The sequence below is a fragment of the Buttiauxella sp. WJP83 genome (assembly GCF_027594725.1).
Classification (GTDB): Bacteria; Pseudomonadota; Gammaproteobacteria; order Enterobacterales; family Enterobacteriaceae; genus Buttiauxella; species Buttiauxella selenatireducens.
Genome location: NZ_CP110080.1, coordinates 3,392,893 through 3,417,950 on the forward strand (window position 1 = coordinate 3,392,893; position 25,058 = coordinate 3,417,950).

Annotated in this window: 24 protein-coding genes; 14 read left to right on the plus strand and 10 right to left on the minus strand. The window is 51.1% G+C overall.

Annotation, left to right across the window (positions count from 1 at the left end; translation table 11 throughout):
- Nucleotides 1-31: 31 nt before the first annotated feature.
- Nucleotides 32-415 carry a fluoride efflux transporter CrcB gene (crcB, locus tag OH773_RS15765; protein WP_183271147.1) on the plus strand — a complete coding sequence of 128 codons (384 nt, stop codon included), beginning with the start codon at nt 32-34 and terminating at the stop codon, nt 413-415.
- A gap of 212 nt (nt 416-627) precedes the next feature.
- Here the strand turns inward: crcB and cspE are convergent, their stop codons facing one another.
- From cspE to OH773_RS15800, 7 genes are all read right to left on the minus strand, one after another.
- On the minus strand, nt 628-837 hold the full coding sequence (cspE, locus tag OH773_RS15770) for a transcription antiterminator/RNA stability regulator CspE (RefSeq protein ID WP_004100146.1): 210 nt from the start codon (nt 835-837) through the stop codon (nt 628-630).
- 200 nt (nt 838-1,037) lie between these two features.
- Nucleotides 1,038-1,559: a lipid IV(A) palmitoyltransferase PagP gene (gene pagP, locus OH773_RS15775; protein ID WP_442865689.1), complete on the minus strand. Its 522-nt coding sequence runs from the start codon at nt 1,557-1,559 to the stop codon at nt 1,038-1,040.
- 223 nt (nt 1,560-1,782) lie between these two features.
- Complete coding sequence (locus OH773_RS15780; protein WP_270139825.1) at nt 1,783-4,902, minus strand: efflux RND transporter permease subunit; 3,120 nt, start codon at nt 4,900-4,902, stop codon at nt 1,783-1,785.
- Nucleotides 4,899-6,353 (minus strand): efflux RND transporter periplasmic adaptor subunit, encoded by a 1,455-nt coding sequence (locus OH773_RS15785; protein WP_270139827.1) that lies wholly within the window; start codon nt 6,351-6,353, stop codon nt 4,899-4,901. The genes OH773_RS15780 and OH773_RS15785 overlap by 4 nt, the downstream gene beginning before the upstream one ends.
- Nucleotides 6,350-7,609, minus strand: a complete 1,260-nt coding sequence (locus OH773_RS15790) for a TolC family protein (RefSeq protein WP_270139829.1) — start codon at nt 7,607-7,609, stop codon at nt 6,350-6,352. Before OH773_RS15790 ends, OH773_RS15785 begins: the two co-directional genes overlap by 4 nt.
- A gap of 11 nt (nt 7,610-7,620) precedes the next feature.
- Nucleotides 7,621-7,974, minus strand: coding sequence for a copper-binding protein (locus tag OH773_RS15795; protein WP_270139831.1), 354 nt, complete (start codon nt 7,972-7,974; stop codon nt 7,621-7,623).
- 85 nt (nt 7,975-8,059) lie between these two features.
- Nucleotides 8,060-8,509, minus strand: coding sequence for a DUF2946 domain-containing protein (locus tag OH773_RS15800; protein ID WP_270139833.1), 450 nt, complete (start codon nt 8,507-8,509; stop codon nt 8,060-8,062).
- A 490-nt stretch (nt 8,510-8,999) separates the two neighbouring features.
- Here OH773_RS15800 and dcuC point away from each other — a divergent pair, with 490 nt between their 5' ends.
- Nucleotides 9,000-10,382 carry an anaerobic C4-dicarboxylate transporter DcuC gene (gene dcuC / locus OH773_RS15805; RefSeq protein ID WP_270139836.1) on the plus strand — a complete coding sequence of 461 codons (1,383 nt, stop codon included), beginning with the start codon at nt 9,000-9,002 and terminating at the stop codon, nt 10,380-10,382.
- Between the two features lie 13 nt (nt 10,383-10,395).
- Here dcuC and dpiA read toward each other — a convergent pair whose 3' ends face one another.
- Complete coding sequence (dpiA, locus tag OH773_RS15810) at nt 10,396-11,079, minus strand: two-component response regulator DpiA (protein ID WP_270139838.1); 684 nt, start codon at nt 11,077-11,079, stop codon at nt 10,396-10,398.
- Nucleotides 11,048-12,685 carry a sensor histidine kinase DpiB gene (dpiB, locus tag OH773_RS15815; protein WP_270139840.1) on the minus strand — a complete coding sequence of 546 codons (1,638 nt, stop codon included), beginning with the start codon at nt 12,683-12,685 and terminating at the stop codon, nt 11,048-11,050. The genes dpiA and dpiB overlap by 32 nt, the downstream gene beginning before the upstream one ends.
- A gap of 376 nt (nt 12,686-13,061) precedes the next feature.
- Here dpiB and citC point away from each other — a divergent pair, with 376 nt between their 5' ends.
- The 8 genes from citC (at nt 13,062) to rna (ending at nt 20,659) form a co-directional block, all read left to right on the plus strand.
- A complete protein-coding gene (citC, locus tag OH773_RS15820; RefSeq protein WP_270139842.1) occupies nt 13,062-14,135 on the plus strand; it encodes a [citrate (pro-3S)-lyase] ligase in 1,074 nt (357 codons plus the stop codon).
- The gene (gene citD / locus OH773_RS15825; protein ID WP_270139844.1) at nt 14,132-14,428 is read left to right on the plus strand and encodes a citrate lyase acyl carrier protein; all 297 of its coding nucleotides are present in this window, start codon (nt 14,132-14,134) and stop codon (nt 14,426-14,428) included. Before citC ends, citD begins: the two co-directional genes overlap by 4 nt.
- Nucleotides 14,425-15,321, plus strand: coding sequence for an aldolase/citrate lyase family protein (locus OH773_RS15830; RefSeq protein ID WP_270139846.1), 897 nt, complete (start codon nt 14,425-14,427; stop codon nt 15,319-15,321). The genes citD and OH773_RS15830 overlap by 4 nt, the downstream gene beginning before the upstream one ends.
- Nucleotides 15,322-15,330: 9 nt before the next feature.
- The gene (citF, locus tag OH773_RS15835; RefSeq protein WP_270139848.1) at nt 15,331-16,845 is read left to right on the plus strand and encodes a citrate lyase subunit alpha; all 1,515 of its coding nucleotides are present in this window, start codon (nt 15,331-15,333) and stop codon (nt 16,843-16,845) included.
- A 3-nt stretch (nt 16,846-16,848) separates the two neighbouring features.
- The gene (gene citX, locus OH773_RS15840; RefSeq protein WP_270139850.1) at nt 16,849-17,400 is read left to right on the plus strand and encodes a citrate lyase holo-[acyl-carrier protein] synthase; all 552 of its coding nucleotides are present in this window, start codon (nt 16,849-16,851) and stop codon (nt 17,398-17,400) included.
- Complete coding sequence (gene citG, locus OH773_RS15845) at nt 17,372-18,268, plus strand: triphosphoribosyl-dephospho-CoA synthase CitG (protein ID WP_442865614.1); 897 nt, start codon at nt 17,372-17,374, stop codon at nt 18,266-18,268. The genes citX and citG overlap by 29 nt, the downstream gene beginning before the upstream one ends.
- Nucleotides 18,269-18,304: 36 nt before the next feature.
- On the plus strand, nt 18,305-19,768 hold the full coding sequence (locus tag OH773_RS15850; RefSeq protein WP_270139852.1) for an anion permease: 1,464 nt from the start codon (nt 18,305-18,307) through the stop codon (nt 19,766-19,768).
- An 87-nt stretch (nt 19,769-19,855) separates the two neighbouring features.
- Entirely contained in the window at nt 19,856-20,659 is an 804-nt protein-coding gene (gene rna, locus OH773_RS15855) for a ribonuclease I (RefSeq protein ID WP_442865615.1), read from the plus strand.
- A 58-nt stretch (nt 20,660-20,717) separates the two neighbouring features.
- Here the strand turns inward: rna and OH773_RS15860 are convergent, their stop codons facing one another.
- Nucleotides 20,718-21,008, minus strand: coding sequence for a hypothetical protein (locus OH773_RS15860; RefSeq protein ID WP_270139854.1), 291 nt, complete (start codon nt 21,006-21,008; stop codon nt 20,718-20,720).
- A gap of 301 nt (nt 21,009-21,309) precedes the next feature.
- On the opposite strand from OH773_RS15860, the gene OH773_RS15865 reads away from it, so the two are divergent.
- From OH773_RS15865 to ypdE, 4 genes are read left to right on the plus strand one after another with little or no spacing between them, the layout of a single operon-like run.
- Complete coding sequence (locus OH773_RS15865) at nt 21,310-21,639, plus strand: PTS fructose transporter subunit IIB (RefSeq protein ID WP_270139856.1); 330 nt, start codon at nt 21,310-21,312, stop codon at nt 21,637-21,639.
- Between the two features lie 24 nt (nt 21,640-21,663).
- On the plus strand, nt 21,664-22,911 hold the full coding sequence (locus OH773_RS15870; RefSeq protein WP_270139858.1) for a PTS fructose transporter subunit IIC: 1,248 nt from the start codon (nt 21,664-21,666) through the stop codon (nt 22,909-22,911).
- Between the two features lie 12 nt (nt 22,912-22,923).
- Complete coding sequence (ypdF, locus tag OH773_RS15875) at nt 22,924-24,009, plus strand: aminopeptidase (protein WP_270139860.1); 1,086 nt, start codon at nt 22,924-22,926, stop codon at nt 24,007-24,009.
- Nucleotides 24,009-25,049 (plus strand): aminopeptidase, encoded by a 1,041-nt coding sequence (gene ypdE / locus OH773_RS15880; protein ID WP_270139862.1) that lies wholly within the window; start codon nt 24,009-24,011, stop codon nt 25,047-25,049. Before ypdF ends, ypdE begins: the two co-directional genes overlap by 1 nt.
- The last annotated feature ends 9 nt before the right edge of the window (nt 25,050-25,058 follow it).

The following is a 25,058-nucleotide window of genomic DNA, read 5'->3' on the forward strand; positions in this document are numbered from 1 at the left end:
TCTTTCGCATTATAAAGAACAGGAAAATATCGTGTTGCAGATGCTATTAGCCGTGTTTATTGGCGGCGGAACGGGGAGTGTTGCGCGCTGGTTGCTCAGTATGAAACTCAATCCCGTGCATGGTGCCATTCCTATGGGGACGTTGACTGCAAACCTGGTGGGCGCATTTATTATCGGTCTGGGTCTGGCGCTGTTCACCAAAATGACACATCTTGATCCCGTCTGGAAATTGCTGATAACCACCGGTTTTTGCGGCGGCCTGACAACGTTTTCGACCTTTTCGGCAGAAGTCGTGTTCCTGCTTCAGGATGGGCGTCTGGCATGGGCGGGATTAAACATGCTATTGAATCTCGCAGGCTCACTGATTATGACCGCCATAGCATTTTGGTTAGTTTCTTCGGCATACGGCCACTGATCCGCAACGCGTTAAGGTTAGCTTAATTTTTGTCTGCCACTCTGTTTGAAAAATCGCGTGAGACAAAACGATGAAAGAACGTGTTGCTGGGTGGACTGCGGTGCTGGTAAGCACGCTGATTGTGGTGTGCTTCGTAAAAATTTACTTATTTTCCTGAATTTAAAGCAAAAAAAACCCGCCTTGGCGGGTTTTTATATTCTACTGGTAATGACTTAGATAGGCATTACGTTTGCAGCAGATGGGCCTTTGGCACCGTTAGTGATTTCAAACTCAACGCGCTGACCTTCAGCCAGGGTTTTGAAACCATTGCTCTGGATTGCAGAGAAGTGTACGAACACGTCTTTGCTACCATCTTCCGGAGTAATGAAGCCAAAGCCTTTTGACTCGTTAAACCACTTAACGTTACCTTTAATCTTAGACATCTAAATTACCTTTACATGAAAAACGACACAAATGCTGTGTCGAACACCAGTACACCAATTGTGATGGATTTTGTCCAGCCTAGAATTGCTAAAAAGTGAGAAAATTTGCTACCTCTTTTAAAAAGTGTGCAGCAGCCCGTATTTTCAAACATCAGTTAGCAAACATCTCGGTTTGGATTGATTCCGGCTTGTGCAGAAAATCAGAATTGGAAGCGTAGCCAGGCGAAGTAAACGTTACCGTTGTTGTAAGTTCCGGGGATATAGGTCATCTGGAAGGTCGCAGGACCATATCCAACCGATGCCAAAGGCAAAATGACGGGTAGAGGTATGTAGCTCCAGTTGTCTCGCGCCGTGACTCCAAGCGTATAACCCAGTCCGAGGCGGAAGTTGTCGTCTGTTAACGGTCGCCAGATTTTTTCCCAGCCGTATCCTCCAATCGGTTCCCATTTATTAAAGGAATCTTTAAACACCATCAGATACAACCCATGCCAGTTCCCACTGTCATCCCAGCGGGTCTGCCCAAACCCAATGCCCCACGGCCTTTCGTTATACTGGTCGGTTTTTTCTTTATCGTAGGCGAAACGGGCATGCCAGGTGATCGCCGGAACATATAAGTCATAATGTTGCGGTTCATTCCAGGTTTGTGAAACATTGTCAGACAAGGTATTCCAGGCGTCACCCAATACCCCATTTTGATTAGCCATCGCAGCAGGCGCAACCATTAAGGGTGAGATGAAAACAATAAACGAAAAGATAATTTTATTTGCTAGTGACACATTGATTTCCATTTCTAAATACAAAGTACAACTTAACAAATTGTATATTAACCAAACCTAAATAAGCGCCGGGTAAAATCCTAAATATGCCCTCGTTTGCTTATGATTAAGGCAAAAAAAATGCCCCAGTTATTTTCTGATAATCAGAAATGACTGGGGCAAGCCTCTCTTATTTATGTCTTTTTAGTAATACATACATCGCAGGAATCACTAACATCGAAAGCAAAGGTGCCGTGATCATGCCGCCAATCATTGGTGCAGCGATACGGCGCATAACTTCTGAGCCGGTACCATCTCCCCACATAATCGGCAACAAACCCGCCATAATCGTCGCTACAGTCATGACTTTTGGCCTGACACGCAATACAGCACCTTCATGAAGCGCACGCATTAGCATTGGTTTTCCTCCCAACGGCTCGAGCGCTTTGTGCCTCGCAATGGCTTGATTTAAATAAAGTACCATTATTACGCCGAATTCAGCCGCCACTCCTGCTAAAGCAATAAACCCTACCGCTCCGGCAACGGATAAATTGTATCCAAGTAGATAGAGCAACCAGACTCCACCTATTAATGAGAACGGCAATGTCCCCATGATTAATAGTGCATCACTCACTCGCGAAAATGTCACGTAGAGTAAGACGAATATAATTACCAGCGTGAAGGGTAAGACTATTCTTAATTTAGCGCTCGCACGTTCCAGATATTCAAATTGACCAGACCACGATAATGAAACGCTTTCCGGTAATTTTACCTGTTGGTTAACCGCTCGTTGCATATCTTCCACGGCCGATTTTAAATCTCTACCGCGCAAATCAACATAAACCCAATTCGATAAACGGGCATTCTCGCTTTTCAGCATCGGTGGGCCATCTGTAATGCTGATATCGGCTAATTCAGAGAGCGTAATCTGGCTGCCATTTGCGGTGATCACCGGCAGATTTTTCAGCTTTTGAACGTTATCGCGAATCTCTCGCGGGTAACGAACATTGATTGAATAGCGCTCACGCCCCTCGATTGTTTCGCCAATGTTTTGCCCCCCTATGAGCGATGCCACCAGCGATTGCAACTCTTTGACCGACACACCATAACGCGCGGCTTTCAGTCTATCGATATTAATATCCACATAACGCCCCCCGCCAAGCCTCTCCGCGAGTGCAGACGTCACACCAGGAACCTGTTTCACCACCCGTTCAATTTGCTCAGCCACTTGTTCGATATCAGCAATATTGCTGCCATTCACTTTGATACCGACCGGGCTTTTGATACCCGTTGCCAGCATATCCAAACGGTTGCGAATCGGCGGTACCCAAACATTAGCGATGCCAGGGACTTTGACTATGCTATCAAGCTCGCTGACCAGCTTGTCCATCGTCATTCCCGGTCGCCACTGATCGCGAGGTTTAAAGCGAATGGTGGTTTCTATCATTGTTAGAGGCGCGGGGTCGGTTGCCGTGTCTGCACGACCTGCCTTACCAAACACCGTCGCCACTTCCGGAACCGTTTTGATGAGACGGTCGGTTTGTTGCAATAAACGACCGGCTTCACGAGCCGAAATTCCCGGCAAAGTGGAAGGCATGTACAGCAAATCGCCTTCATCCAGCGGTGGCATGAACTCACTACCTAGGCGACTTAACGGCCACAATGTCGCCAGTAAAACGGCTCCGGCTATCAGCAGCGTGGTTTTCGGGCGCGCCAGCACTTTATCCAACAGCGGTTCATAAGCGGCAATCAGCCAGCGGTTAATAGGATTGGCTTTTTCGTCAGGTATTTTCCCTCGAATGAAATAGCCCATCAGAACCGGCACCAGTGTAATCCCCAGCCCCGCAGCCACAGCCATCGCGTAGGTTTTGGTGAATGCCAGCGGTGAGAACATCCGCCCTTCCTGCGCTTCAAGGGAAAACACCGGAATAAATGACAACGTGATGATCAATAAACTACAGAACAACGCAGGCCCGACTTCAACGGCTGCTTGTTCCGAAATGCGCCAATAGTCGGCACTCGTTGGCTGTTTGTCTGGATTGTCATGCCGCCATTGTTCCAACACTTTGTGCATGTTTTCGATCATCACAATGGCCGCGTCGACCATCGCACCAATCGCAATCGCAATCCCGCCCAACGACATAATATTCGCGTTCACCCCCTGGTAGTGCATCACAATAAACGCACCCAAAATCCCCAGAGGCAAGGTGATCATCGCCACCATCGCCGAACGGAAATGGAACAAGAACAACGCGCAGATAATGGCCACGACGATGAACTCTTCCAGCAATTTATGGGAAAGCGTTTCTATCGCATTTTCAATGAGGTGCGACCGGTCATAGACCGGGACGATTTCTACCCCGGCCGGTAAGCTCTTCTGAATTTGCTGCAGTTTCGCCTTCACTGCATTAATGGTATCCAGCGCATTTTTCCCATAACGCATAACGATAATGCCGCCAGCGACCTCGCCTTCTCCGTTAAATTCCGCGACTCCACGGCGAATTTCTGGCCCCATTCGTATCGTCGCGACATCGCTGAGCAATACCGGAACACCTTCTCGTGTGGCAATAACCACCTGCTTAAAGTCATCGAGGTTTTTCAGGTAACCGGCAGTGCGCACCATGTATTCGGCCTCACCCATTTCGATTACCGAACCGCCTCCTTCCTGGTTAGCGCTCTGCACTGCACTGATGACTTGCTCGTGGGTTATATTCAGCGCACGCATACGTTGTGGATCGAGCACAATTTGATACTGCCGCACCATGCCGCCAACACTCGCAACTTCCGACACGTTCGGTACCGTTTTGAGCTCAAACTTTAGCGTCCAGTCTTGCAGCGCACGTAAATCCGCAAGGCTGTGTTTGCCCGTTCTGTCCACCAGCGCGTACTCATACACCCAGCCTACGCCTGTCGCATCTGGCCCCAGCGAGGCTTTGGCTTCCACTGGCAGTTGTGACTGAACCTGGCTTAAATATTCAAGAACCCGTGAACGTGCCCAATACGGATCGGTGCCATCTTCAAACAAAATGTAGACATAGGCATCGCCGAACATCGAAAAGCCGCGCACGGTTTTCGCCCCCGGCACTGAAAGCATGGTGGTGGTGAGTGGGTAAGTGACCTGATCTTCAACCACCTGTGGCGCTTTACCAGGATAGTTGATACGAATGATGACCTGTACATCCGAAAGATCCGGCAACGCATCCAGCGGCGCACGCTGAAGAGACCAAATCCCCCAGGCCGCCATCATGATTGCCGCCAGCAGAACCAGCAGCCGATTTTTAAGTGACCAACGAATCACAGCGGCAATCATTTCATCGCCCCCGCCATTGGCATCAGATGAGTAATCACCGCGCCGTGTTCATCATCCAGGGTAAAACTGAACATGACACGGTCGCCGACTTTTACCCCCTGAGCATCGGCTGCCGATTTCAGCGCGAAGTCCATGGTCATCGCCCCCCATTTCAGCGCCGGAATCGGCTTATGCGCAAGGGTGACAGCATCGGCGGTCATCTCTTTCACCACCGCTTCGCCCTGGTATTCAGGAGCCGGAGCAGTAACGGCTTTTTCCGGCGGTAATGCGCTGCGTAGGCTGGCTTCAGAATCAATCAGGAACTGGCCGGAGGTAACGACTTTATCGCCCTCTTTTAATCCTTGTTTAATCTCCACCCACCCGTTTTGAGCCCCACCGACCACGACATTGACAGGGTTAAAATGCCCGTCATCCTCAGTGACTAATACCCGGCTGGCACTCCCGGTTTCAATTAGCGCTTCTTCCGGAATAGCCAGTACGGGTGGCAAATTGAGCGGGTTCGCCAGTTTCACCTTGAGGTACATCCCCGGCTTGAGTTTCATTTGCGGGTTTTCCAGCACGACACGGGCTTTCAGGGTTCGGGTAGTGGTTTCCATATTGGGCAACAATTCACTGACGCGTCCGAGGAAAGCCTCACCTGGCCAGTTATCACTCGATGCCACAATCTCACTTCCTGGCTGCAGCACTTGCGCCTGAGATTGCGGGTAATCAATAACAATCCAGACTTTCTCAAGGCTGGCAATTTCAAACAATGGCGCGGTTGCCACGACCTGCGCACCTTCACGCGTCTCCAGTTTGTTGATGTAGCCGGCCTGTTTGGCGCGTATTGTCACGCGCGTTTGAGGTTTACCACTGCGCTCAACCTGGCGAATGATTTCAGCGGGCATGAACTGGAGTTGTAGCCGTTCACGTGCAGCGGTGGTTAATGCACTGTCTCCCAAACGACGCACGGCGAGATATTCTTGCTGCGCCGCCGTCCATTCAGGGATCCAGAGTTGTGCCAGCGGCTCCCCCGCTTTGACAAATTGCTGGGGCGCATTAACAAACAGCTTCTCCACCACGCCGCTGGCACTGGCGGGAATAATCTGCACGCTACGTTCATCCGTTGAGACGGTAGCAAAAGCGTCAAATTGATAATTAAGCGCTTTTCTCTGCACCGTAGCCGTTTTTATCCCCAGATTTTGCTGCTGCCGAGCGCTGACCGTCACCCCGCCATCTTCGGTGGTTTCATCGGCATAACGAGGGACAAGATCCATATCCATAAACGGGGATTTACCCGGCTTGTCGAAACGCTGGCCTGGTGTCATCGGGTCATACCAATAGAGAACTTTTCGTTCCGACTGAGCTGTCGGCGTTGTAGTGATGGTGCTCTGTTTACCCGCGTAATATCCCACGCCAAGGGCTGCGGCGACCGCAAGGGCTAACAAAGAAATTTGCGTGATGGTTTTCATGATGGGTTGTTTTCCTGTGGCGTCAGGTAGCGTATAGCGGCCCAGGTTTCAGCCACGGTTTTTTCAGCGTTATGCGCGTTCAACTCGGTATCCAGCAGCGTGCGGCGGGCATTGAGTAAGTCGGAGAGGGTCGACTGTCCGGAACGATATTGTGCTTCAATCAGTGAAAGACGCTGGCGCTGCAGAGGTAAAATCTCGTCCTGTTGGCGCAACCAGAGCGTTTGCGCAGCCTGATACTGCGCCACCAGCGTGCGAACCAGCGCAACGCGTTCCCGATTCGCGATGGCGAGTTGGTCGTTGGCTTCCATTGAACGGGACATATCCGCCGCCAGGTCTTTGTCCTGGCGCTGTGATTTGAACAGCGGCATGTCCACGGTAAACATCACACCCGCCATGTCATCGTAATCATCCCCGCGATGCGCGTAATACACCTCAACGCCGACATTCGGTTTCGCCGCCACTGCTGATTGCGCCGAACGTGCTTTGGCAACATCCGCCTCACGCGCTGCCTCAATCACTTCCGGATGCTGGCTAACACCTTGTTCCAGTACCGCAGGGTCAGCAGGCAAACGTTGATAGCGCGGCAAATTACCGCTGATCGCGTCAATATTTTCACCGGTCAGTCGCAGCAAACGCGTCTGCGCCAGAACAACATCGCGCTGCGCGAGTGTCACTTTGTCCTGCATGTCTAAAAGCGTCATGCGGATATCCACCACGCTTGATGCGGGAGTGCTGCCGCTAGCCACCGTTGCCTTTTGCACACCGACCTGGCGTTCGGTTTCGGCCACCAGTTTCTTCGCCGTCGCCAGTACTTTTTCTGACAACGCCAGATCCAACCAGGCCTGCGCGGTGGTTCTAAGCAACTCTGCTCGAATCACTTCCGCTTTCGCCGCACTACTGGCTGATTGCGCCAGAATAGTTTCAGCTTTACGGTCGCGTTTTTCCTCGCTGACATAATCCTGCATGATGCCAATACGTTGCATGGTCATGCCTTCACGGGTGAATCGATGGCTGTTGTTGCCCTCAATCGGGACGTTTTCAATACCAAATTTCAATTTAGGATCGGGTAGCTCGCGTGCAGAATCGGCCATGGCGCTCAGCGCATTGCTCTGATTGCGGTTGGCGGAAAGTTCGGCTGAATAGTGCTCAGCAGCGGCCAGGGTCTGTTGCAGGCTGAACTCTGCCGCATTCGCGGCAACGCCAGACACAGCAAACAGCACCCCACCGAGCCATAAGCTCAGGGAATGTTTTCTCATATTGGCCTCAGTTACTTAGTCGGGGTAACGGAGGAGAGTTGGTAGCCTTCAGCCTGTTGGCTGAAAGTGAAATCCACCGCATCACCGGCTTTAACCACGGGCGATGATCCACTTTCAGGCAGGCTGAATGTCATCGTCATAGCGGGCCAGTTGAGGGCAACGATAGGTTTGTGGGCAATTGAAATGGAGTTGGCAGTGGTTTTCTTCACCACACCCTGGCCATGATAAATTTCAGCCGCCATGTGATTTTCCATGGGCATAGCCATGTCATGAGACATATCAGTCGACGCGGCATGAGCCACTGTGATGAAAGTAAATACGGACAGCACGAAGGCTGAAAAAGAACGAGCAGAAAAAATAGACATAAAAATCTCCAGAACTTAAGTCAAAGGATGGCGAAACGCCGATATGCCCTAAATCAAAAAGGCATAAACCAGGACAGTGCTGGAGTTATTCTCTAAAACGACAAAACCGAATCGTGGCGGGAGGGCCGGTTGCAGGCGGTGTTATTAAGGCAACGGACGATACCGTTTCATTACATTCAGGGACCACTAAAGCCAGAGTATTTGCCGTCGGCAAAGCAGCCAAAGAAGTGTGGCCGTTATCCTTTTGCATCACATCAGGAATACAGTGTTTCTCACACAACATTCCTTTCGTTTTCGCCAAATCTCGTGTGCTGTTCATCAGCATATGATCGCTATGCTGAATGGAAAGTGCCTGCAAACTGATGTTTACCGGGCAGTCATGCGATGCCACTGCGACCTGGCTGTTGACAAACAGCCAGCCGAACGCCATCAGCAGCATCAAAAGATGCTTTCTGAAAAAGCGCAAACGGCTTGTCGACCAGAAAGTGGATTGCAAAATAGTGGCCTCAAATAAACGAAGCGCCAGTATAAGCATCAGGCCTTTCTATTTTAAAGGGATTTTTAATGGCTTTACACATAGGCAATTAATTAACAATTACGTAATATATTTTTAATTAAATAGCCTTCAAATGGTTATTAATAGAACGATCAACTGTGTAAATAAATAACGCATATCAATAAGTAAATGTCATAATTGCAACACTGCCTACAAAAGTATGATGGCAGTCTCACGAAGCTTGCTAAATTTGATGCTTATCAGAAATCGTCGCCTTTGAATCAGGCAGATTGACACCGCTTTCGCAGACGGCTTTATACCCATCATACTTCAAGCTGCTTATGCGTTGGCTGCATCAGCTCACCCCAGTCACTTACTTGAGTAAGCTCCAGGGGATTCACTGCTTTGCCGCCTTCAAGCAACTTGAATTATTTTGGGTATATAACCGTTATTTTTTATTTTTCTGGCATGGCGTTACGTTCAGGTGCGGCCAACAGATGCCGAGTACCAAACGCAACAGGGGGCTTTAATGCTGACAACGATTGAATTACTTATTGGGATTGTGGTGATTGTTGGTGTAGCTCGCTACATCATCAAAGGCTATTCCGCCACCGGCGTATTATTCGTCGGCGGCTTAACATTACTGATTATTAGTGCCCTGATGGGCCATAAAGTATTACCAGGCAGTGCTGAGAGCACCGGTTACACAGCAACCGATATTGTCGAATATGTCAAAATCCTGCTGATGAGTCGCGGCGGCGATCTCGGCATGATGATCATGATGCTGTGTGGTTTCGCCTCTTATATGACGCATATTGGCGCGAACGACATGGTCGTGAAGCTCGCATCAAAACCGCTGAAACTGATTAACTCACCTTACATTCTGATGATTGCCGCGTATTTCGTGGCGTGCCTGATGTCACTGGCAGTCTCTTCTGCGACCGGTCTGGGTGTATTGCTGATGGCAACGTTATTCCCGGTAATGGTGAACGTCGGTATTAGCCGTGGTGCTGCGGCGGCAATTTGTGCCTCCCCTGCTGCAATCATCCTGTCTCCAACCTCTGGCGACGTAGTGCTGGCGGCGAAAGCGGCTGAAATGCCACTGGTTGATTTTGCCTTTAAAACCACCGTGCCAATTTCCATTGCGGCCATCATTGCGATGGCGATTGCCCACTTCTTCTGGCAACGCTATCTGGATAAGAAAGAGAACATCAGCCATGAAATGCTGGATGTCAGCGAAATCCAGACTACCGCGCCTTCTTTCTATGCCATTCTGCCGTTTACGCCAATTATTGGTGTGCTGATTTTCGACGGTAAATGGGGTCCACAGCTGCATATCATTACTATTTTAGTTATCTGTATTCTGATTGCGGCAATTATTGAATTCTTCCGCAGTTTCAATACGCAGAGTGTTTTCTCCGGGCTGGAGGTTTGTTACCGCGGTATGGCTGATGCCTTCGCAAACGTGGTGATGTTGTTGGTAGCAGCGGGCGTGTTCGCTCAGGGTCTGAGCACCATCGGCTTTATCCAGAGCCTGATTTCCATTGCGACGTCGTTTGGCTCCGCAAGTATCATTCTGATGCTGGTGTTAGTCGTACTAACCATGTTGGCGGCAATGACCACCGGTTCAGGTAACGCACCGTTCTACGCTTTTGTTGAGATGATCCCGAAACTGGCTCACTCTTCTGGCATCAACCCTGCGTACCTTGTGATTCCTATGCTGCAAGCGTCCAACCTTGGCCGTACCATTTCTCCGGTTTCCGGCGTCGTTGTGGCGGTTGCGGGTATGGCAAAAATCTCACCATTCGAAGTGGTTAAACGCACTTCAGTGCCTATTGCCGTTGGTCTGATTGTGGTGATTATCGCCACCGAGATCCTCGTGCCAGCGTCTGCAATAGTTGTGGGTGGCTAAACCCACTTTTCACCTAAATGGTCGCCCGATATGTACGTTGCGGGCGACCCACTTTGCCATACACAATTTCCGCCATGATGAGCTGGCAACCCGCACAAAACTCCAGGTAGCGCCTGGCCGTCGTACGACTAAGTTTTAATACCTCAGCCACGGTTTCAGCCGTATGCCGCGCGTCGGGATCGGTAAACAGCAACTGCACTTTCTCAAGCGTCAGTTCATCAATCCCCACCGGCAAAACCGCTTTTTGCTCGCCACGCGCGTAAGCGTTGAACATCTCGTCAATCTGTCGCTGACTGGCGCTGGCGTTGCTCGCCAGCATCTGCATTCTTTGTTTGTAACGCGTCAAGGTTTGTTGGAGGCGTTCATAGGCGATAGGTTTCACCAGATAATCAAATACGCCACCACGCACAGCATCCGAAACCGTGTCCATATCGCTTGCCGCCGTGGTAAACACCACGCCGCCGGGGTAGCGGTTCTGTACAAGTTCATGCAGCAATGTGATCCCTTTTCCATCGGGTAAATAGTTATCCAGTAAAATGAGATCCGGTTTAAACCGTTCAATCATCATTCTTGTTTGTACCAAATTCCCTGCCAGCCACACCTGCCCACAGCCTGGCGTTTGACGAATAAACTCCGCGTGCATTTCTGCCAACGCCGTTTCATCTTCAACAATCAGAATTGTCATTGATTGGTTCATTGCTCTTTTTCACTTTCGGAATAAAAACAGAAAATAAAGAACCACTGGGCTCATTGTCTTCCAGGGTAATTACCCCGCCACAGCGAGTGACATAACTGGCAATCAGATACAATCCAATGCCATGTGCATCCTTGTTATCGGTTTTGGTACTGACACCTTGTTCAAAAATAACTTCACGTAGCGCTTCTGGCACGCCACAACCTTGATCGGCGACTTCAATAATGACGTCGGTGCCTTCATCACTTAAATAGAGGTCAACAATCTTATGTTTCTGGTCATTTTTCAGGCTGGCATCGAACGCATTATCTAATAAATTGCCGACAATCGCCGAAAACTCAGCACTATCCAGCCCCTCCGGAAGCGCCAGTAAACGGCTTCCTGGTACGATATTTAATTCCAGTCCTAATTCATGCGCTCGCTGCGACTTACCAAACAGCAGCCCCGCAACATGCCGGTCATTAAACGAGCCACGCAAAGTGTCGATGAGTGCCTGTTGCGCCTGAGATTCTCCCTTTACCATTTCCAGCGCACGGTCATATTCCTTCATTTGCAACAGCCCGCTGAGCGTCGACATCCAGTTCAGATGTTCATGGCGCAACGTCCGCAGGCTCTCAACATATTGTTTAATCTGCGTAAGCTGCGCATTCAATGTGCTGATTTCATCTTTACTGCGGAAGCTCACAATCGCACCCGCTGGGGATGCATGCCCGGAATGAATGACACCTCGATTGGCAATCACACTCAATCCGTTAAATGTACACATCACATCCTGACGTGCTTCGTCGATCTTCTCGGTAAAAAATCCTGCCGGATGCACAACTTCAGCAATAGGTTTCCCCAACCACTGCCTGCCAGGGGAACGCAAGCCAAGCATTTTACGCGCGTTACGATTAATTGCAGTGATGAAACCCGCGCTATCTACTGCAATCAGCCCTTCATAGACCGAGCCGAACAACGCCTCTTGTTGACGAACCACACGCGCAATTTGGCGAGGCTCCATGCCCAGCATCTGCCTGCGAATATGGGAAGCAAAAATCCAGGACAGCAGCATCAGAATAATCAGGATAACCACGAACACACCAGCCAGCGGCAGCAGGAAATCCAGGCGCCAGCTTTCAATCCGGCTCACCAAATAACCTAGCGATACCACGCCAATCACTTTTCCGCTTTCGTCAAAAACCGGGGTTTTTGCCCGCATCGCCATACCAATGGAGCCTTCTCCAGTAATAAAGTAGCTTTCCCCTCTTTCCAGAGCGCCGGGTTTTGTCCATTGCATGGGATAGCCAATTTTTGCCGGATTTGGGTGATAAAGGCGGATGGAATGGCTATCGCCGATTACCACATAATCAAAATCTGAACCGGTAGAGATTTTACCGACGATCGCGGCCAGACGCTGGCTGTCTCTATTTTTAACCGCGGTAATAAGGCTGTCATTTGACGCGATGATCCGCGCCTGATTCATGGCCATATCACGAACGTGATTAAACAGATAATCTTCAAAACTGGCGGACAAATACTTACCTAAAGCGGCAATCAATAGCGTCGACACCAACAGGAGCAGCAAGAAAATTCTTAATGGAAAGGCTATCTGATGAAAAAACCGCATTACGCTAACCCTTTCCTTATTTAAGCGTCGAAATCAATACAGCGGACTTAGCCAAATGTAATAAATTTGTATCTAAAACAGTTCAGAAAAATAAAATCGATCGTCACAGATTCAGAACATTAAATCAATTAAACAAATAAAAACCACGTCACAAATCGCAAAGAAACTAATTAAACAAATAAAAACCATTAAGTCTATTTAAGTCACGTAACCCTTTGTGAAATAGCTCAAAACCTTCTCAACAAATACCCCTTACGATCTCCCTTGTTGTACTAAAAAAGCCGAAAAGCTCAATTGAAAATAAAACGTTATAAGTTGCAACAAATAACCACAATTGTTTTCAACAAGCCTTCCCAGTATCAGGAAACCAGAATTCATGTTTGGTAATATCGTATTCGCCCAGGTTAAACGTGCCGATAATATAAAAATGGCCGCTATTACACGCTTTCTGCGTGATAACGATCTGAGCATCGATACAACAGTAGACGTGTTTATTACCGTATCCCAAAATGATCGGCTTATCGCTTGCGGAGGAATTGCAGGGAATATCATTAAATGTGTGGCCGTCGATGAAACCGTACGCGGTGAAGGTATCGCTCTCACCCTTGCCACAGAATTAATTAACCTCGCCTATGAGCGGCAATGCCCTCACCTGTTCATTTACACCAAAACGCAGAACGAAGCGCTCTTTAAGCAGTGCGGTTTTTATACCATCACCAGCGTGCCCGGCATGATGGTGTTGATGGAAAATAGCGCGACACGTCTGCAACGCTACGCCAGCTATCTCACCACATTGCGCCAGGCTGGCGATAAAATCGGCTGCATCGTAATGAACGCCAACCCATTTACTCACGGGCATCGCTATTTAATCCAAAAAGCAGCGGAGCAATGTGATTGGTTGCATGTTTTTTTGGTGAAAGAAGACACCTCACGTTTCCCTTATGAAGACCGCCTCGCACTGGTTCGTACCGGCACCGCTGATATTAAAAGACTCACCGTTCATCGCGGATCTGAGTACATCATTTCGCGTGCGACGTTTCCTTGTTATTTCATCAAAGAACAAGGCGTGCTCAACCACTGCCACACCGAAATAGACCTGAAGATTTTCCGCCAGTTTCTGGCTCCCGCTTTAGGGATAACACACCGCTTTGTCGGTACGGAACCCTGGTGCGCTGTCACCGCCGCATACAACGAAGATATGCGCCACTGGCTGCAAACTCCCTCACTGCCTGTTCCCCCCATTGAGCTAGTTGAAATTGAGCGCCTGCAATATCACGGCATGGCGATTTCCGCCTCCTGGGTACGCAAGCTGCTGGTGAAAAAAGACTTTTCGTCGATCGAAAAACTTGTTCCCGAAGTGACGCGCGACTACCTGGAAAGCATGTTCGTCGCTCGCCCTGCCCACTCCGTTAACGGGCAACTTGAATCCACATTAACAGGTGAAAAATGAAAATTACGCATGCAGCCGTCGCCGGCACCCTGGAATCAGGCGATGTGATGATCCGCATCGCCCCGCTAGAGAATCAGGAAATAGACCTGCAAATCAGCAGTAACGTTGAAAAACAGTTTGGCGAAGCCATTCGCGCCACCGTGCTGGAAATCCTCCATCGCCATCATATTCAGGGCGTTCAGTTGATTCTGGATGACAAAGGTGCATTGGACTGTATTCTCCGCGCCCGCCTGGAAACCCTGTTGGTGCGGGCAAGTGATGTAAACGCCCTGCCATGGGAGGAGAAAGCATGACGCCTGAACAAAAAAACCGGACTCGTCGCAGCATGCTATTTGTTCCGGGTGCCAACGCAGCAATGGTGAGTAACGCCTTTATTTATCAGGCCGATGCGCTGATGTTCGACCTGGAAGACTCGGTCATCCTGCGGGAAAAAGATGCGGCGCGTCGCCTGGTTTACCACGCCCTACAACATCCGCTATATCAGGACGTGGAAACCATCGTGCGCGTAAATCCGCTCGATTCTGAATATGGCGTGGCCGATTTGGAAGCGGTGGTACGCGGTGGGGCGAACATTGTACGTCTGCCAAAAACAGACACCGCACAAGACGTTATCGACATCGAAAGCGAAATCGCGCGAATTGAAGCCGAATGTGGCCGCGAACGGGGGTGTACCGGGTTACTGGCGGCAATCGAATCACCAATGGGGATTACTCAAGCGGTTGCCATTGCGCATTCATCATCGCGCTTAATCGGTATCGCGTTGGGCGCGGAAGACTACGTCCGCAACCTGCGCACTGAGCGTTCTCCTGAAGGTACTGAGCTGCTATTCGCCCGTTGTTCCATCCTGCAAGCTGCGCGTTCCGCGGGCATTCAGGCCTTCGACACCGTCTATTCCGACGCCAATAACGAAGCCGGTTTCCTGCACGAAACGGCGCACATCAAACAGCTTGGCTTTGATGGCAAATCGCTTATCAACCCCCGCCAGATTGAGCTGTTGCACAACCTCTACGCCCCGACTCAAAAAGAAGTTGACCATGCAAACGCGGTTGTCGAAGCCGCCGAGGCGTCTGCACGAGAAGGTCGCGGTGTGGTCTCTCTGAACGGAAAAATGGTCGACAGCCCGGTTATCGAACGTGCTCGTCTGGTGTTGTCCCGCGCCGCACTTTCCGGCATTCGTGAAGAATAAGGCTAAAAAATGACGCAGAAACAGCAACGCATTGCCGCCTGGGCCCAACGCTCGGAAAGCGAACTACCCGCTTATAAAAATACCTCAAAACTGAATTTACAGGCGCAAAAGCCACGTAATAAAAAATTATGTACTTCGCTTGAGGAAGCGATTCGTCGTTCCGGCTTACACGACGGCATGACCATCTCTTTCCACCATGCTTTTCGTGGAGGCGATCTGACGCTCAATACTGTCATGGCAACCATCGCCAGTATGGGTTTCAAAAATCTGACGCTGGCGTCGAGTTCACTGAGCGACTGCCACGCCCCATTAGTCGAACACATTCGTAATAACGTCGTCACGCGCATCTATACCTCCGGCTTACGCGGCCCGCTGGCCGAAGAGATCTCCCGCGGCTTGTTGCCGGAACCGGTGCAAATCCACTCACATGGCGGACGCGTTCATCTGGTTAACAGTGGTGAGCTAAAAATTGACGTTGCCTTCCTTGGTGTGCCGTCTTGTGATGAATTTGGCAATGCCAATGGCTACACGGGCAAAGCCTGCTGCGGTTCGCTGGGTTACGCCAAAGTCGATGCGGAAAACGCCCGCCAGGTGGTATTGCTGACTGAAGCATTGCTGCCCTATCCGCATAATCCGGCCAGCATCATGCAAGATCAGGTCGATTTCATTGTGCAAGTTGAACAGGTTGGCGATGCCGATAAAATCGGAGCCGATGCCACACGCATGACATCAAATCCCCGCGAGTTATTAATCGCCCGTAGTGCCGCCGATGTCGTCGTTAACTCAGGTTACTTCAAACAAGGGTTCTCCCTGCAAACCGGCACCGGCGGTGCTTCACTTGCGGTGACGCGTTTTCTGGAAGACAAAATGCGCAGCCGCAATATTCAGGCAGGTTTTGCCCTCGGCGGTATCACCGCAACGATTGTCGATTTGCATGAAAAAGGGCTCATCAAAAAACTACTCGATGTGCAGAGCTTTGACCGCAGCGCAGCGCAGTCGCTGGCTCGCAATCCCAATCACATTGAAATCAGTGCCAACCAGTACGCCAACTGGGGTTCAAAAGGTGCTTCTGTCGACCGTCTTGACGTGGTGGTACTGAGCGCGCTGGAAGTCGACACGCAATTCAACGTCAACGTACTCACCGGTTCTGATGGCGTGTTGCGCGGAGCCTCTGGCGGGCATTGCGATACCGCTGTCGCCGCAGCACTTTCAATCATCGTTGCACCACTGGTGCGCGGCCGTATTCCTACGTTGGTTGATGAGGTGACAACCTGCGTCACACCTGGTTCAAGCGTGGATATTTTGGTAACCGATCATGGTATTGCCGTCAATCCTGCACGCCCTGAATTGGCTGAACGGCTCAAAGAAGCGGGGATGAAAATTGTCTCCATCGAAGGGTTGCGTGAACGTGCGGAAGTGTTAACCGGTAAGCCAAACGCCATCGAGTTTACCGATCGCGTGGTCGCAGTGGTGCGTTACCGCGATGGGTCGGTCATTGATGTCGTTCGTCAGGTGAAGGAGTGAATCATGCCGATGTATATCTCCAACGCCACTCACGCCGTCGTAAATTTGCCGGAGTTGCTGGCCTCCCGTGATGCTAGGCAATCCCGGCAACAGGAGTGGCTGGCGCAGTACGCCATGACGCTTATCTCCCTGACGGTAGTGGCACCTGGCCCGGTAAAAGACAGCGTGCTGACCCGGCGCATTTTTAATTACGCGCTAAGGGCAATACGGCAACTCGCGGAAGATTCTGGCTGGGAAATCAAAAGACAGAGCTGCTTATCACCCACAACGGGACCGGAAGCGTTACTGGCCATCAACGCGCCGGCGAATCTGGTCAAGCAGGCAGCCATTGAACTTGAACAACAGCATGTGCTGGGCCGCCTGTGGGATATCGATATCCTCACGCCACAAGGGAAGATCCTGTCGCGCAGTGATTTTTCGCTTCCCGCACGCCGCTGCTTAGTGTGCCCGCAAACCGCGGCGGTATGCGCAAGGGAACGCGCGCACTCGCAGGCAGAGTTGCTCAATCAAATGGAGGCATTACTGCATGATGCAGATAGCTCAGCCTCACGTTGATTGCGCCGGGATTCCGGAAGAAATCGTCGCTCATTACAGCGAACTCGCGTTCCGCGCGTTACTGGTTGAAGTGAATTTAACGCCCAAGCCCGGCCTGGTCGACCGGCATAACTGCGGTGCGCATAAAGATATGGCGCTGGAGGATTTTTACCGCAGCGCCAGTGCGACTCGCCCATTTTTACCGCGCTTTATTCAAATGGGTGCGGCGATGGCATCACGCCCTGAATGCGAAACCCTGAAAAATTTGCGCCCCATCGGCATCGAGTGTGAAACCGCTATGTTTCGCGCAACGGCAGGCGTCAACACACACAAAGGCAGCATTTTTTCTCTCGGATTACTGTGTGCCGCAATAGGCCGTTTACATCAGCAGCAGCGTGCCACGTCCCCTGCGGCGATTTGCGAAACCGTTGCGGCCTTTTGCCATGGGATAACCCGCCGGGAGCTTCAGCAAAACAACCTTCAAGAGACCGCCGGACAACGGCTTTTCCGACAAGCCGGACTTGCTGGGGCTCGTGGAGAAGCCGAAGCGGGATATCCGTTGGTATTAACGCGTGCACTACCGCATTACCACTCGAAACTGGCCCAAGGAACCGCTCCTGAACTGGCCTTGCTCGACACGCTGCTGGTCTTGATGGCGCACAACGGCGATACCAACGTTGCTTCACGCGGAGGCATCGCTGGCCTGAGCTGGATGCAACAGTATGCCCACATGCTGCTACGCAACGGCGGTATCCAGCAGCCTGAAGACTTACATCATTTGTACGATTTCGACGCCGCCTGCATAACGCGCAATTTAAGTCCTGGAGGCAGCGCCGACCTGCTGATCATTACCTGGTTTTTAGCCCAAATCTCGCCCTACACACCTTAATTATTAATCATAAAATGTCTTACTGGAGAATCAGTTATGTCTGTTTCAAAAGATAAAATATGGAAATTGCTGGCCCCGTTGCTGGTGATGGCAGTGATGCTGCTCATCCCAGTCCCTGACGGCATGCCACCGCAGGCATGGCACTATTTTGCGGTATTTGTCGCGATGATCGTCGGGATGATCCTCGAGCCGATTCCTGCCACCGCCATCAGTTTTATCGCGGTGACTATCTGCGTTATCGGCAGCGATTATCTGCTGTTCGACGCAAAAGAGTTAGCCGATCCGGCTTTCGACTCAGGAAAACAAGCGCTGAAATGGGGGCTTGCGGGCTTCTCCAGTACCACCGTCTGGCTAGTGTTCGGCGCGTTTATCTTTGCGCTGGGATATGAAGTCACTGGGCTTGGCCGCCGTATCGCGTTATTCATGGTGAAATTCATGGGTAAACGCACGCTGACACTGGGCTACGCGATTGTCATCATTGATATTCTGCTCGCCCCGTTTACGCCGTCTAATACCGCGCGTACCGGCGGCACCGTGTTCCCGGTAATCAAAAACCTGCCGCCGCTGTTCCAGTCATTCCCTAACGATCCCTCATCCAAGCGTATCGGCGGTTACCTGATGTGGATGATGGTGATCAGTACCAGCCTTAGCTCGTCGATGTTTATCACCGGAGCCGCGCCCAACGTATTGGGGCTGGAGTTTGTCAGCAAGATTGCGGGTATTCAGATTAGCTGGATGCAATGGTTCCTGAGCTTCCTGCCAGTCGGAATTATTTTGCTTATCGTGGCGCCGTGGCTCTCTTACGTCCTCTACAAACCCGAGGTCACGCACAGTGAAGAAGTTTCAGGCTGGGCAAAAGACGCGCTGCAAGAGATGGGCAGCCTCACACGCAAAGAGATAACGCTGATTTGTCTGGTCCTGCTGAGTCTTGGGCTGTGGGTTTTTGGCGGTGAAATGATTGATGCGACTGCGGTTGGCCTGCTGGCGGTCTCCCTGATGCTGGCGCTGCACGTCGTGCCCTGGAAAGACATCACCAAATACAACAGCGCATGGAACACATTAGTTAACCTCGCCACGCTGGTTGTGATGGCAAGCGGTCTGACCCGCTCCGGTTTCATCGACTGGTTCGCCAATACCATGAGCACCCATCTGGAAGGTTTCTCGCCGAACACCACGGTAATCGTGCTGGTACTGGTGTTCTACTTCGCGCACTACCTGTTTGCCAGCCTGTCCGCGCACACCGCCACCATGCTTCCCGTCATCCTGGCAGTAGGGAAAGGGATTCCGGGCGTGCCGATGGAACACCTGTGCATTCTGCTGGTTCTTTCCATCGGGATCATGGGCTGCCTGACACCTTACGCAACGGGCCCTGGGGTCATTATTTATGGCTGCGGCTACGTCAAATCGAAAGACTACTGGCGGCTGGGTGCAATTTTCGGCGTGATTTTTATCACCATGCTGCTGTGTGTTGGCTGGCCGATTCTGGCGCTGTGGAGTTGATTGATAGAAATGCTGAATACAAGCGCCTCGCGAGGCGCTTTTTTTATGTTTAAATAAGGAATCATCATCTAACAGAATGAGTAAGGCATGAAATTTATCTGCCAAACCACGCTACTGACCCTCGCGTGCGCCACCAGTTTCCACGCCATGGCTGAAGATCTGCAACCTAAACAATATGGCGATTTCGACCGTTATGTCCTGGCGCTGTCATGGCAAACCGGGTTTTGTCAGAGTATGCATGAGCGCAATCGTAACGAACCTGCGGAATGCAAAACTCAGCAAGAACAAAATGATAAACGTGCATTTTTGACCGTGCATGGGCTGTGGCCGGGATTACCGAAATCCGTCGCCTCGCGCGGTGTGGATGAAAAACGCTGGATGCGTTACGGCTGCTCAACCCGCCCAGTGCCCAACATGGCGGAAGTTCGCGGCTCACAAAAGTGCCAGGCACCCGCTCCTGAATTATCCTCCGACATCGCCACTCAACTCGCCGGCGTCATGCCTGGTGCGGGTGGAAAATCGTGCCTCGAACGTTATGAATATGCCAAACATGGAGCCTGTTTCGGCTTTAACCCAAATGCTTATTTCGGCACCATGGTGCGCCTGAACAGTGAATTCAAACAAAGCGCTTTCGGAACCTTCCTCGCAGAAAACTACGGTAGTGTCGTGACGAGAAAAGCGTTCAATAAAGCGCTGGAAAAAAGCTGGGGAACCGAGGCGGTGAAGGCCGTAAAACTGACCTGTAACGGCAATCCGGCCTATCTGACTGAGATGCAAATCTCACTGGATGCAGCAAAAATTAACGGCCCACTGAACGAAAGTGCATTTGCGGCACAAAAAAATCCCGGCAACTGCGCGAAGCAATTCCGCCTGGATGCTGTTGGTTACTAATTAGAAGTTTTTCGTGAGGCGGCCAGGCAAGCCGCCTTCTGCCAGAACCACATCCTATTCATGAAGCATGACTAGCCTGCCACTCCTCAACCATCTCGTCTGTGACCTCTTTTTTATAGCAAATCGGTGCATAGCCACCTTCTTTACTCCATGCGCTGCGGCCGCCGCATTGCCGACCATTACGCATACTGTTATAGGGACATGGGCAATTACCGGGATATGACTCAATAGAAGCGTCAATAATTTGCTGTTTGATTTCGTCTTTGCTTGAGCTGGCATTGGCTGGGTTTACGGCGCTGAAAAGGGTGGCGACTGCAAAAAGCAGCGAAGGGATAGTCTTGAATTTCATGTCAGCACATCCTTGCGAGTTATATTAAGTATGTTTCCGGACAAAACTTTACTCCAGACAGCCCATTCACTTATCCATTCAAGCTCACAAATCAATAAGTTAACAATAAATTTAGCACTGCTAATATTTTAAGTATTCAACTCTCATTATTCCTTCGTCATACGTTTTCACGATAAGCAGACTTCAATCACACTTTGTCATTCATGGATTATTTATCCAGCTATTGCATTATTTGTCTGGTAATCAAGTTGAAATTTTAACCGCCATAATCGCAGCACGAAAATCATTGAGGAGAAAAATCATGGCGAAGAAAAAACTGATTGCACTGTGCGCATGCCCGATGGGACTGGCACACACCTTCATGGCAGCTCAGGCTCTGGAAGATGCCGCAACCGAGGCAGGCTATGAAGTAAAAATTGAAACCCAGGGCGCTGACGGTATCCAGAATCGCCTGACCGCACAAGACATCGCGCAGGCAGACATCATCATCCATGCCATCGCCATCACCCCTGAAGACAACGAACGTTTTGACAGCCGTGATGTATATGAAATTACGCTACAGGACGCGATTAAAAACGCAGCAGGAACGTTGCGTGATATCGAAGAGATGATTGCAGCAGAACAACAATAATAATCAAATCAATGGGGTTATGAGATGGCAATTAAAAAACGGAGTGCGACCATCGCCTCCACACCACAAGGTGATACCCTGGCACTAAATCCTGCTCCTTCCAGCCGTTCAAGTTTCTGGGGGGAGTTACCGCAACATGTCATGTCCGGCATTTCACGCATGGTGCCGACGCTGATTATGGGTGGGGTTATCCTCGCCATCTCACAACTTATCGCCTACGTTTGGCTCGAAATCCCGCCCGACACCGGCATCATGGACGCGCTCAATAGCGGCAAATTTAGCGGTTTTGATCTTTCAGTACTCAAATTTGCCTACCTCACCGAATCGTTTGGCGGGCTGTTATTTAGCTTCGCGATCCCGATGTTTGCGGCATTCGTCGCTAACTCCATCGGTGGAAAACTGGCCTTCCCGGCGGGTTTCATCGGCGGGTTAGTGTCCACCCAGCCAACACTGTTACTCAGTTTCGATAACGCCACTTTGCAGTGGGTAGCGTCTAAGCCGGTTCCCTCAACATTTATCGGCGCTCTGATTATCGCCATTGCCGCCGGGTATCTGGTGAAATGGCTGAATACCAAAATCAATCTGCCACAATATTTACTGGCATTTAAAAGCACCTTCCTGATCCCTATCCTTTCCGCGTTGTTTGTGATGTTAGCGATGTACTACGTGATCACGCCCATTGGCGGTTGGATCAACGCCGGTATGCGCCATGTGTTGCTGGCGGCGGGAAGTGCCGGTTCATTGATGTATGCCATTGGTTTATCCGCTGCTACCGCCATCGATCTCGGTGGGCCTATCAACAAAGCCGCCGGTTTTGTGGCCCTCGGTTTTACCACCGATCACGTGCTGCCGATTACCTCCCGTGCTGTGGCGATTGTGGTACCACCCATTGGCCTCGGGCTTGCCACATTGATTGATAAGCGTCTTACCGGCAAACGTCTGTTTAGCCCGCAGCTTTATCCACAAGGCAAAACCGCTATGTTCCTGGCCTTCATGGGTATCAGCGAAGGGGCGATTCCGTTTTTGCTGGAAAACCCGCTGGCGACGCTGCCCGCGTACATGGTCGGTGCCATTGCCGGTTCCACTACCGCGGTCGCGTTGGGTGCCGTGCAGTGGTTCCCTGAATCCGCCATTTGGGCATGGCCGCTGGTGACCAATCTGGGCGGTTATATCGCAGGTATCGCCGTGGGTGCGATTGTCACCGCATTGTTGGTGGTGTTGATTCGCAACAGCATGTACCGCCGTGGGAAGTTGGCAATCGATTCCTTGTAAGGCAGATGAATCATGACGTTACTTGCAACACTTAAAAGCTGGCTTCAGGAACAAAAACTGGACGCGGTGCTTATCTCATCCAGGCAGAATAAACAGCCTCATTTGGGCATTTCTACCGCATCCGGTTATGTGCTGGTGACCCGCCAGCACGCCCATATTCTGGTCGATTCCCGCTACTACGCGGACATTGCCGGACGGGTTCAGGGTTATCAACTGCACTTGCTGGACGCCACGCACAGCATGACGAGCATCATCAATCATCTGATCAAAGAAGAAGGGTTGAGGCGTATTGGTTTTGAAGGTGACCAGGTCAGTTGGCAAACTGGAAATCAGTGGCGAGAAACGCTGAACACCGAGCTGTGTAGCATCACGCTTGACGGTTTGCGCCAGATTAAAACCGCCGATGAAATTCAGACAATAAAAGTAGCCTGCCGGATAGCCGACCAGGCCTGCGAACATATTCGTCGCTTCATTGAACCCGGCATGCGTGAAAGAGAAGTTGCGGCAGAGCTCGAATGGAAGATGAAGCAACTGGGTGCAGAAAAGGCCTCGTTCGATACTATAGTCGCCAGCGGCACACGCGGCGCGCTGCCGCACGGCAAAGCATCGGAAAAAATAATAGAAAGTGGTGAGTTCGTCACACTGGACTTTGGCGCTCAATACCAGGGCTACTGTTCAGATATGACGCGCACTTTTTTCGTCGCCGGGAAAGCACTTCAGCCTGAGCAACATCCGCTGTTTGATATCTACCAGACTGTACTGGAATCCCAATTGGCCGCGATTGCCGCCGTTCGCCCGGGCGTTCCTTGCCAGGTTGTCGACAACGCCGCACGTAGTGTCATTAATGCATCCGGGCACGGCCACCATTTTGGCCACAATACCGGTCATGCCATCGGCATTGAAGTTCATGAAAACCCGCGATTCTCGCCATCCGATACCACACTGCTTAAACCCGGCATGTTGCTCACCGTAGAGCCCGGTATCTACCTGCCGGGCGAAGGCGGCGTGCGCATTGAAGATGTGATTCTGGTGACCGAAACCGGTTGTGAAGTGCTGTATAGCATGCCAAAAACGCTGCTACTGACTGGAGTCGCCTGATGGATTTGTCACTCTTAAAAGCGTTAAGCGAAGCGGATGCCATCGCCTCCTCAGAGCAAGAAGTGCGCGATATCTTGCTGCAACAGGCGCGCCACTACGATAAAGAAGTCCAGTTTGATGGCCTTGGCTCGACGTTGATTCGCCTTAATCAATCTGCTGGCCCGAAAATCATGATTTGCGCACATATGGACGAAGTCGGGTTTATGGTGCGCAGCGTCAGCCGCGAAGGTGCCATCGACGTCATCCCCATCGGCAATGTCAGAATGACCGCTCGTACATTACAACCGGTGCGCATCACCACCCGGTCAGGCAACAAAATCGCCGGTTTGCTGGACGGTGATAATAACCGGGGAGAAATCAGCAATCTGCGTGTTGATATTGGTGCGATAAGCGCCGCGGAAGTCGAGCTGGCTGGAATTAACCCCGGCGACCCCGTCACATTTAATACGCCATTTAGCCAACAACCCAACGGCCGCGTGATGGGTAAGGCGTTTGATGACCGCCTGGGCTGCTGGCATTTGCTGGAATTACTGCGCGAATTGCACAGTGCAGAACTGGCGTCAGAAATCTGGCTGGTTGCGACCTCCAGCGAAGAAGTGGGGTTACGTGGTGGGCAAACCGCCACCCGCTTGCTCAACCCCGATGTTGCACTGGTGCTGGACACCGCCTGTTGGGCGAAGAATTTTGATTATGGCCCATCCAACCACCGCCAGATGGGTAAAGGCCCGATGCTGGTGATGTATGACAAAACGCTGATCCCTTCCCCCCGGCTGACTCAACTCGTTGAACAGGTCGCGCAGGAACATGCGATCCCGCTACAACGCGATATGTTCAGTAATGGCGGCACCGACGGCGGCAGCGTTCATCTTTCCGGGCACGGTATTCCCACTGTGGTGCTTGGGCCGCCCACCCGCCACGGCCACTGTGCAGCCTCGATTGCTGATGAAAAAGACTTAATGCACACCCATCAACTTCTGGTGGCGCTGATCAATCAGTTAAGCCGCCAGACCGTAGAGCGCCTGAAGGATTTCTCGCGTTGATGTTCTGCG

Excerpts from the sequence above, each read along its gene's own strand:
- pagP (WP_442865689.1), bottom strand. The coding sequence starts at position 1,559 with ATGGTTGCGCCTGCTGCGATGGCTAATCAAAATGGGGTATTGGGTGAC.
- dpiA (WP_270139838.1), bottom strand. The coding sequence starts at position 11,079 with ATGAACCAATCAATGACAATTCTGATTGTTGAAGATGAAACGGCGTTG.
- ypdF (WP_270139860.1), top strand. The coding sequence starts at position 22,924 with ATGACGTTACTTGCAACACTTAAAAGCTGGCTTCAGGAACAAAAACTG.
- citD (WP_270139844.1), top strand. The coding sequence starts at position 14,132 with ATGAAAATTACGCATGCAGCCGTCGCCGGCACCCTGGAATCAGGCGAT.
- ypdE (WP_270139862.1), top strand. The coding sequence starts at position 24,009 with ATGGATTTGTCACTCTTAAAAGCGTTAAGCGAAGCGGATGCCATCGCC.
- OH773_RS15870 (WP_270139858.1), top strand. The coding sequence starts at position 21,664 with ATGGCAATTAAAAAACGGAGTGCGACCATCGCCTCCACACCACAAGGT.
- citF (WP_270139848.1), top strand. The coding sequence starts at position 15,331 with ATGACGCAGAAACAGCAACGCATTGCCGCCTGGGCCCAACGCTCGGAA.
- OH773_RS15850 (WP_270139852.1), top strand. The coding sequence starts at position 18,305 with ATGTCTGTTTCAAAAGATAAAATATGGAAATTGCTGGCCCCGTTGCTG.
- citC (WP_270139842.1), top strand. The coding sequence starts at position 13,062 with ATGTTTGGTAATATCGTATTCGCCCAGGTTAAACGTGCCGATAATATA.
- OH773_RS15800 (WP_270139833.1), bottom strand. The coding sequence starts at position 8,509 with ATGCTTATACTGGCGCTTCGTTTATTTGAGGCCACTATTTTGCAATCC.
- OH773_RS15795 (WP_270139831.1), bottom strand. The coding sequence starts at position 7,974 with ATGTCTATTTTTTCTGCTCGTTCTTTTTCAGCCTTCGTGCTGTCCGTA.
- OH773_RS15780 (WP_270139825.1), bottom strand. The coding sequence starts at position 4,902 with ATGATTGCCGCTGTGATTCGTTGGTCACTTAAAAATCGGCTGCTGGTT.
- cspE (WP_004100146.1), bottom strand. The coding sequence starts at position 837 with ATGTCTAAGATTAAAGGTAACGTTAAGTGGTTTAACGAGTCAAAAGGC.
- dcuC (WP_270139836.1), top strand. The coding sequence starts at position 9,000 with ATGCTGACAACGATTGAATTACTTATTGGGATTGTGGTGATTGTTGGT.
- OH773_RS15860 (WP_270139854.1), bottom strand. The coding sequence starts at position 21,008 with ATGAAATTCAAGACTATCCCTTCGCTGCTTTTTGCAGTCGCCACCCTT.
- citX (WP_270139850.1), top strand. The coding sequence starts at position 16,849 with ATGCCGATGTATATCTCCAACGCCACTCACGCCGTCGTAAATTTGCCG.
- citG (WP_442865614.1), top strand. The coding sequence starts at position 17,372 with ATGATGCAGATAGCTCAGCCTCACGTTGATTGCGCCGGGATTCCGGAA.
- OH773_RS15785 (WP_270139827.1), bottom strand. The coding sequence starts at position 6,353 with ATGAAAACCATCACGCAAATTTCTTTGTTAGCCCTTGCGGTCGCCGCA.
- OH773_RS15865 (WP_270139856.1), top strand. The coding sequence starts at position 21,310 with ATGGCGAAGAAAAAACTGATTGCACTGTGCGCATGCCCGATGGGACTG.
- OH773_RS15830 (WP_270139846.1), top strand. The coding sequence starts at position 14,425 with ATGACGCCTGAACAAAAAAACCGGACTCGTCGCAGCATGCTATTTGTT.
- rna (WP_442865615.1), top strand. The coding sequence starts at position 19,856 with ATGAAATTTATCTGCCAAACCACGCTACTGACCCTCGCGTGCGCCACC.
- dpiB (WP_270139840.1), bottom strand. The coding sequence starts at position 12,685 with ATGCGGTTTTTTCATCAGATAGCCTTTCCATTAAGAATTTTCTTGCTG.
- OH773_RS15790 (WP_270139829.1), bottom strand. The coding sequence starts at position 7,609 with ATGAGAAAACATTCCCTGAGCTTATGGCTCGGTGGGGTGCTGTTTGCT.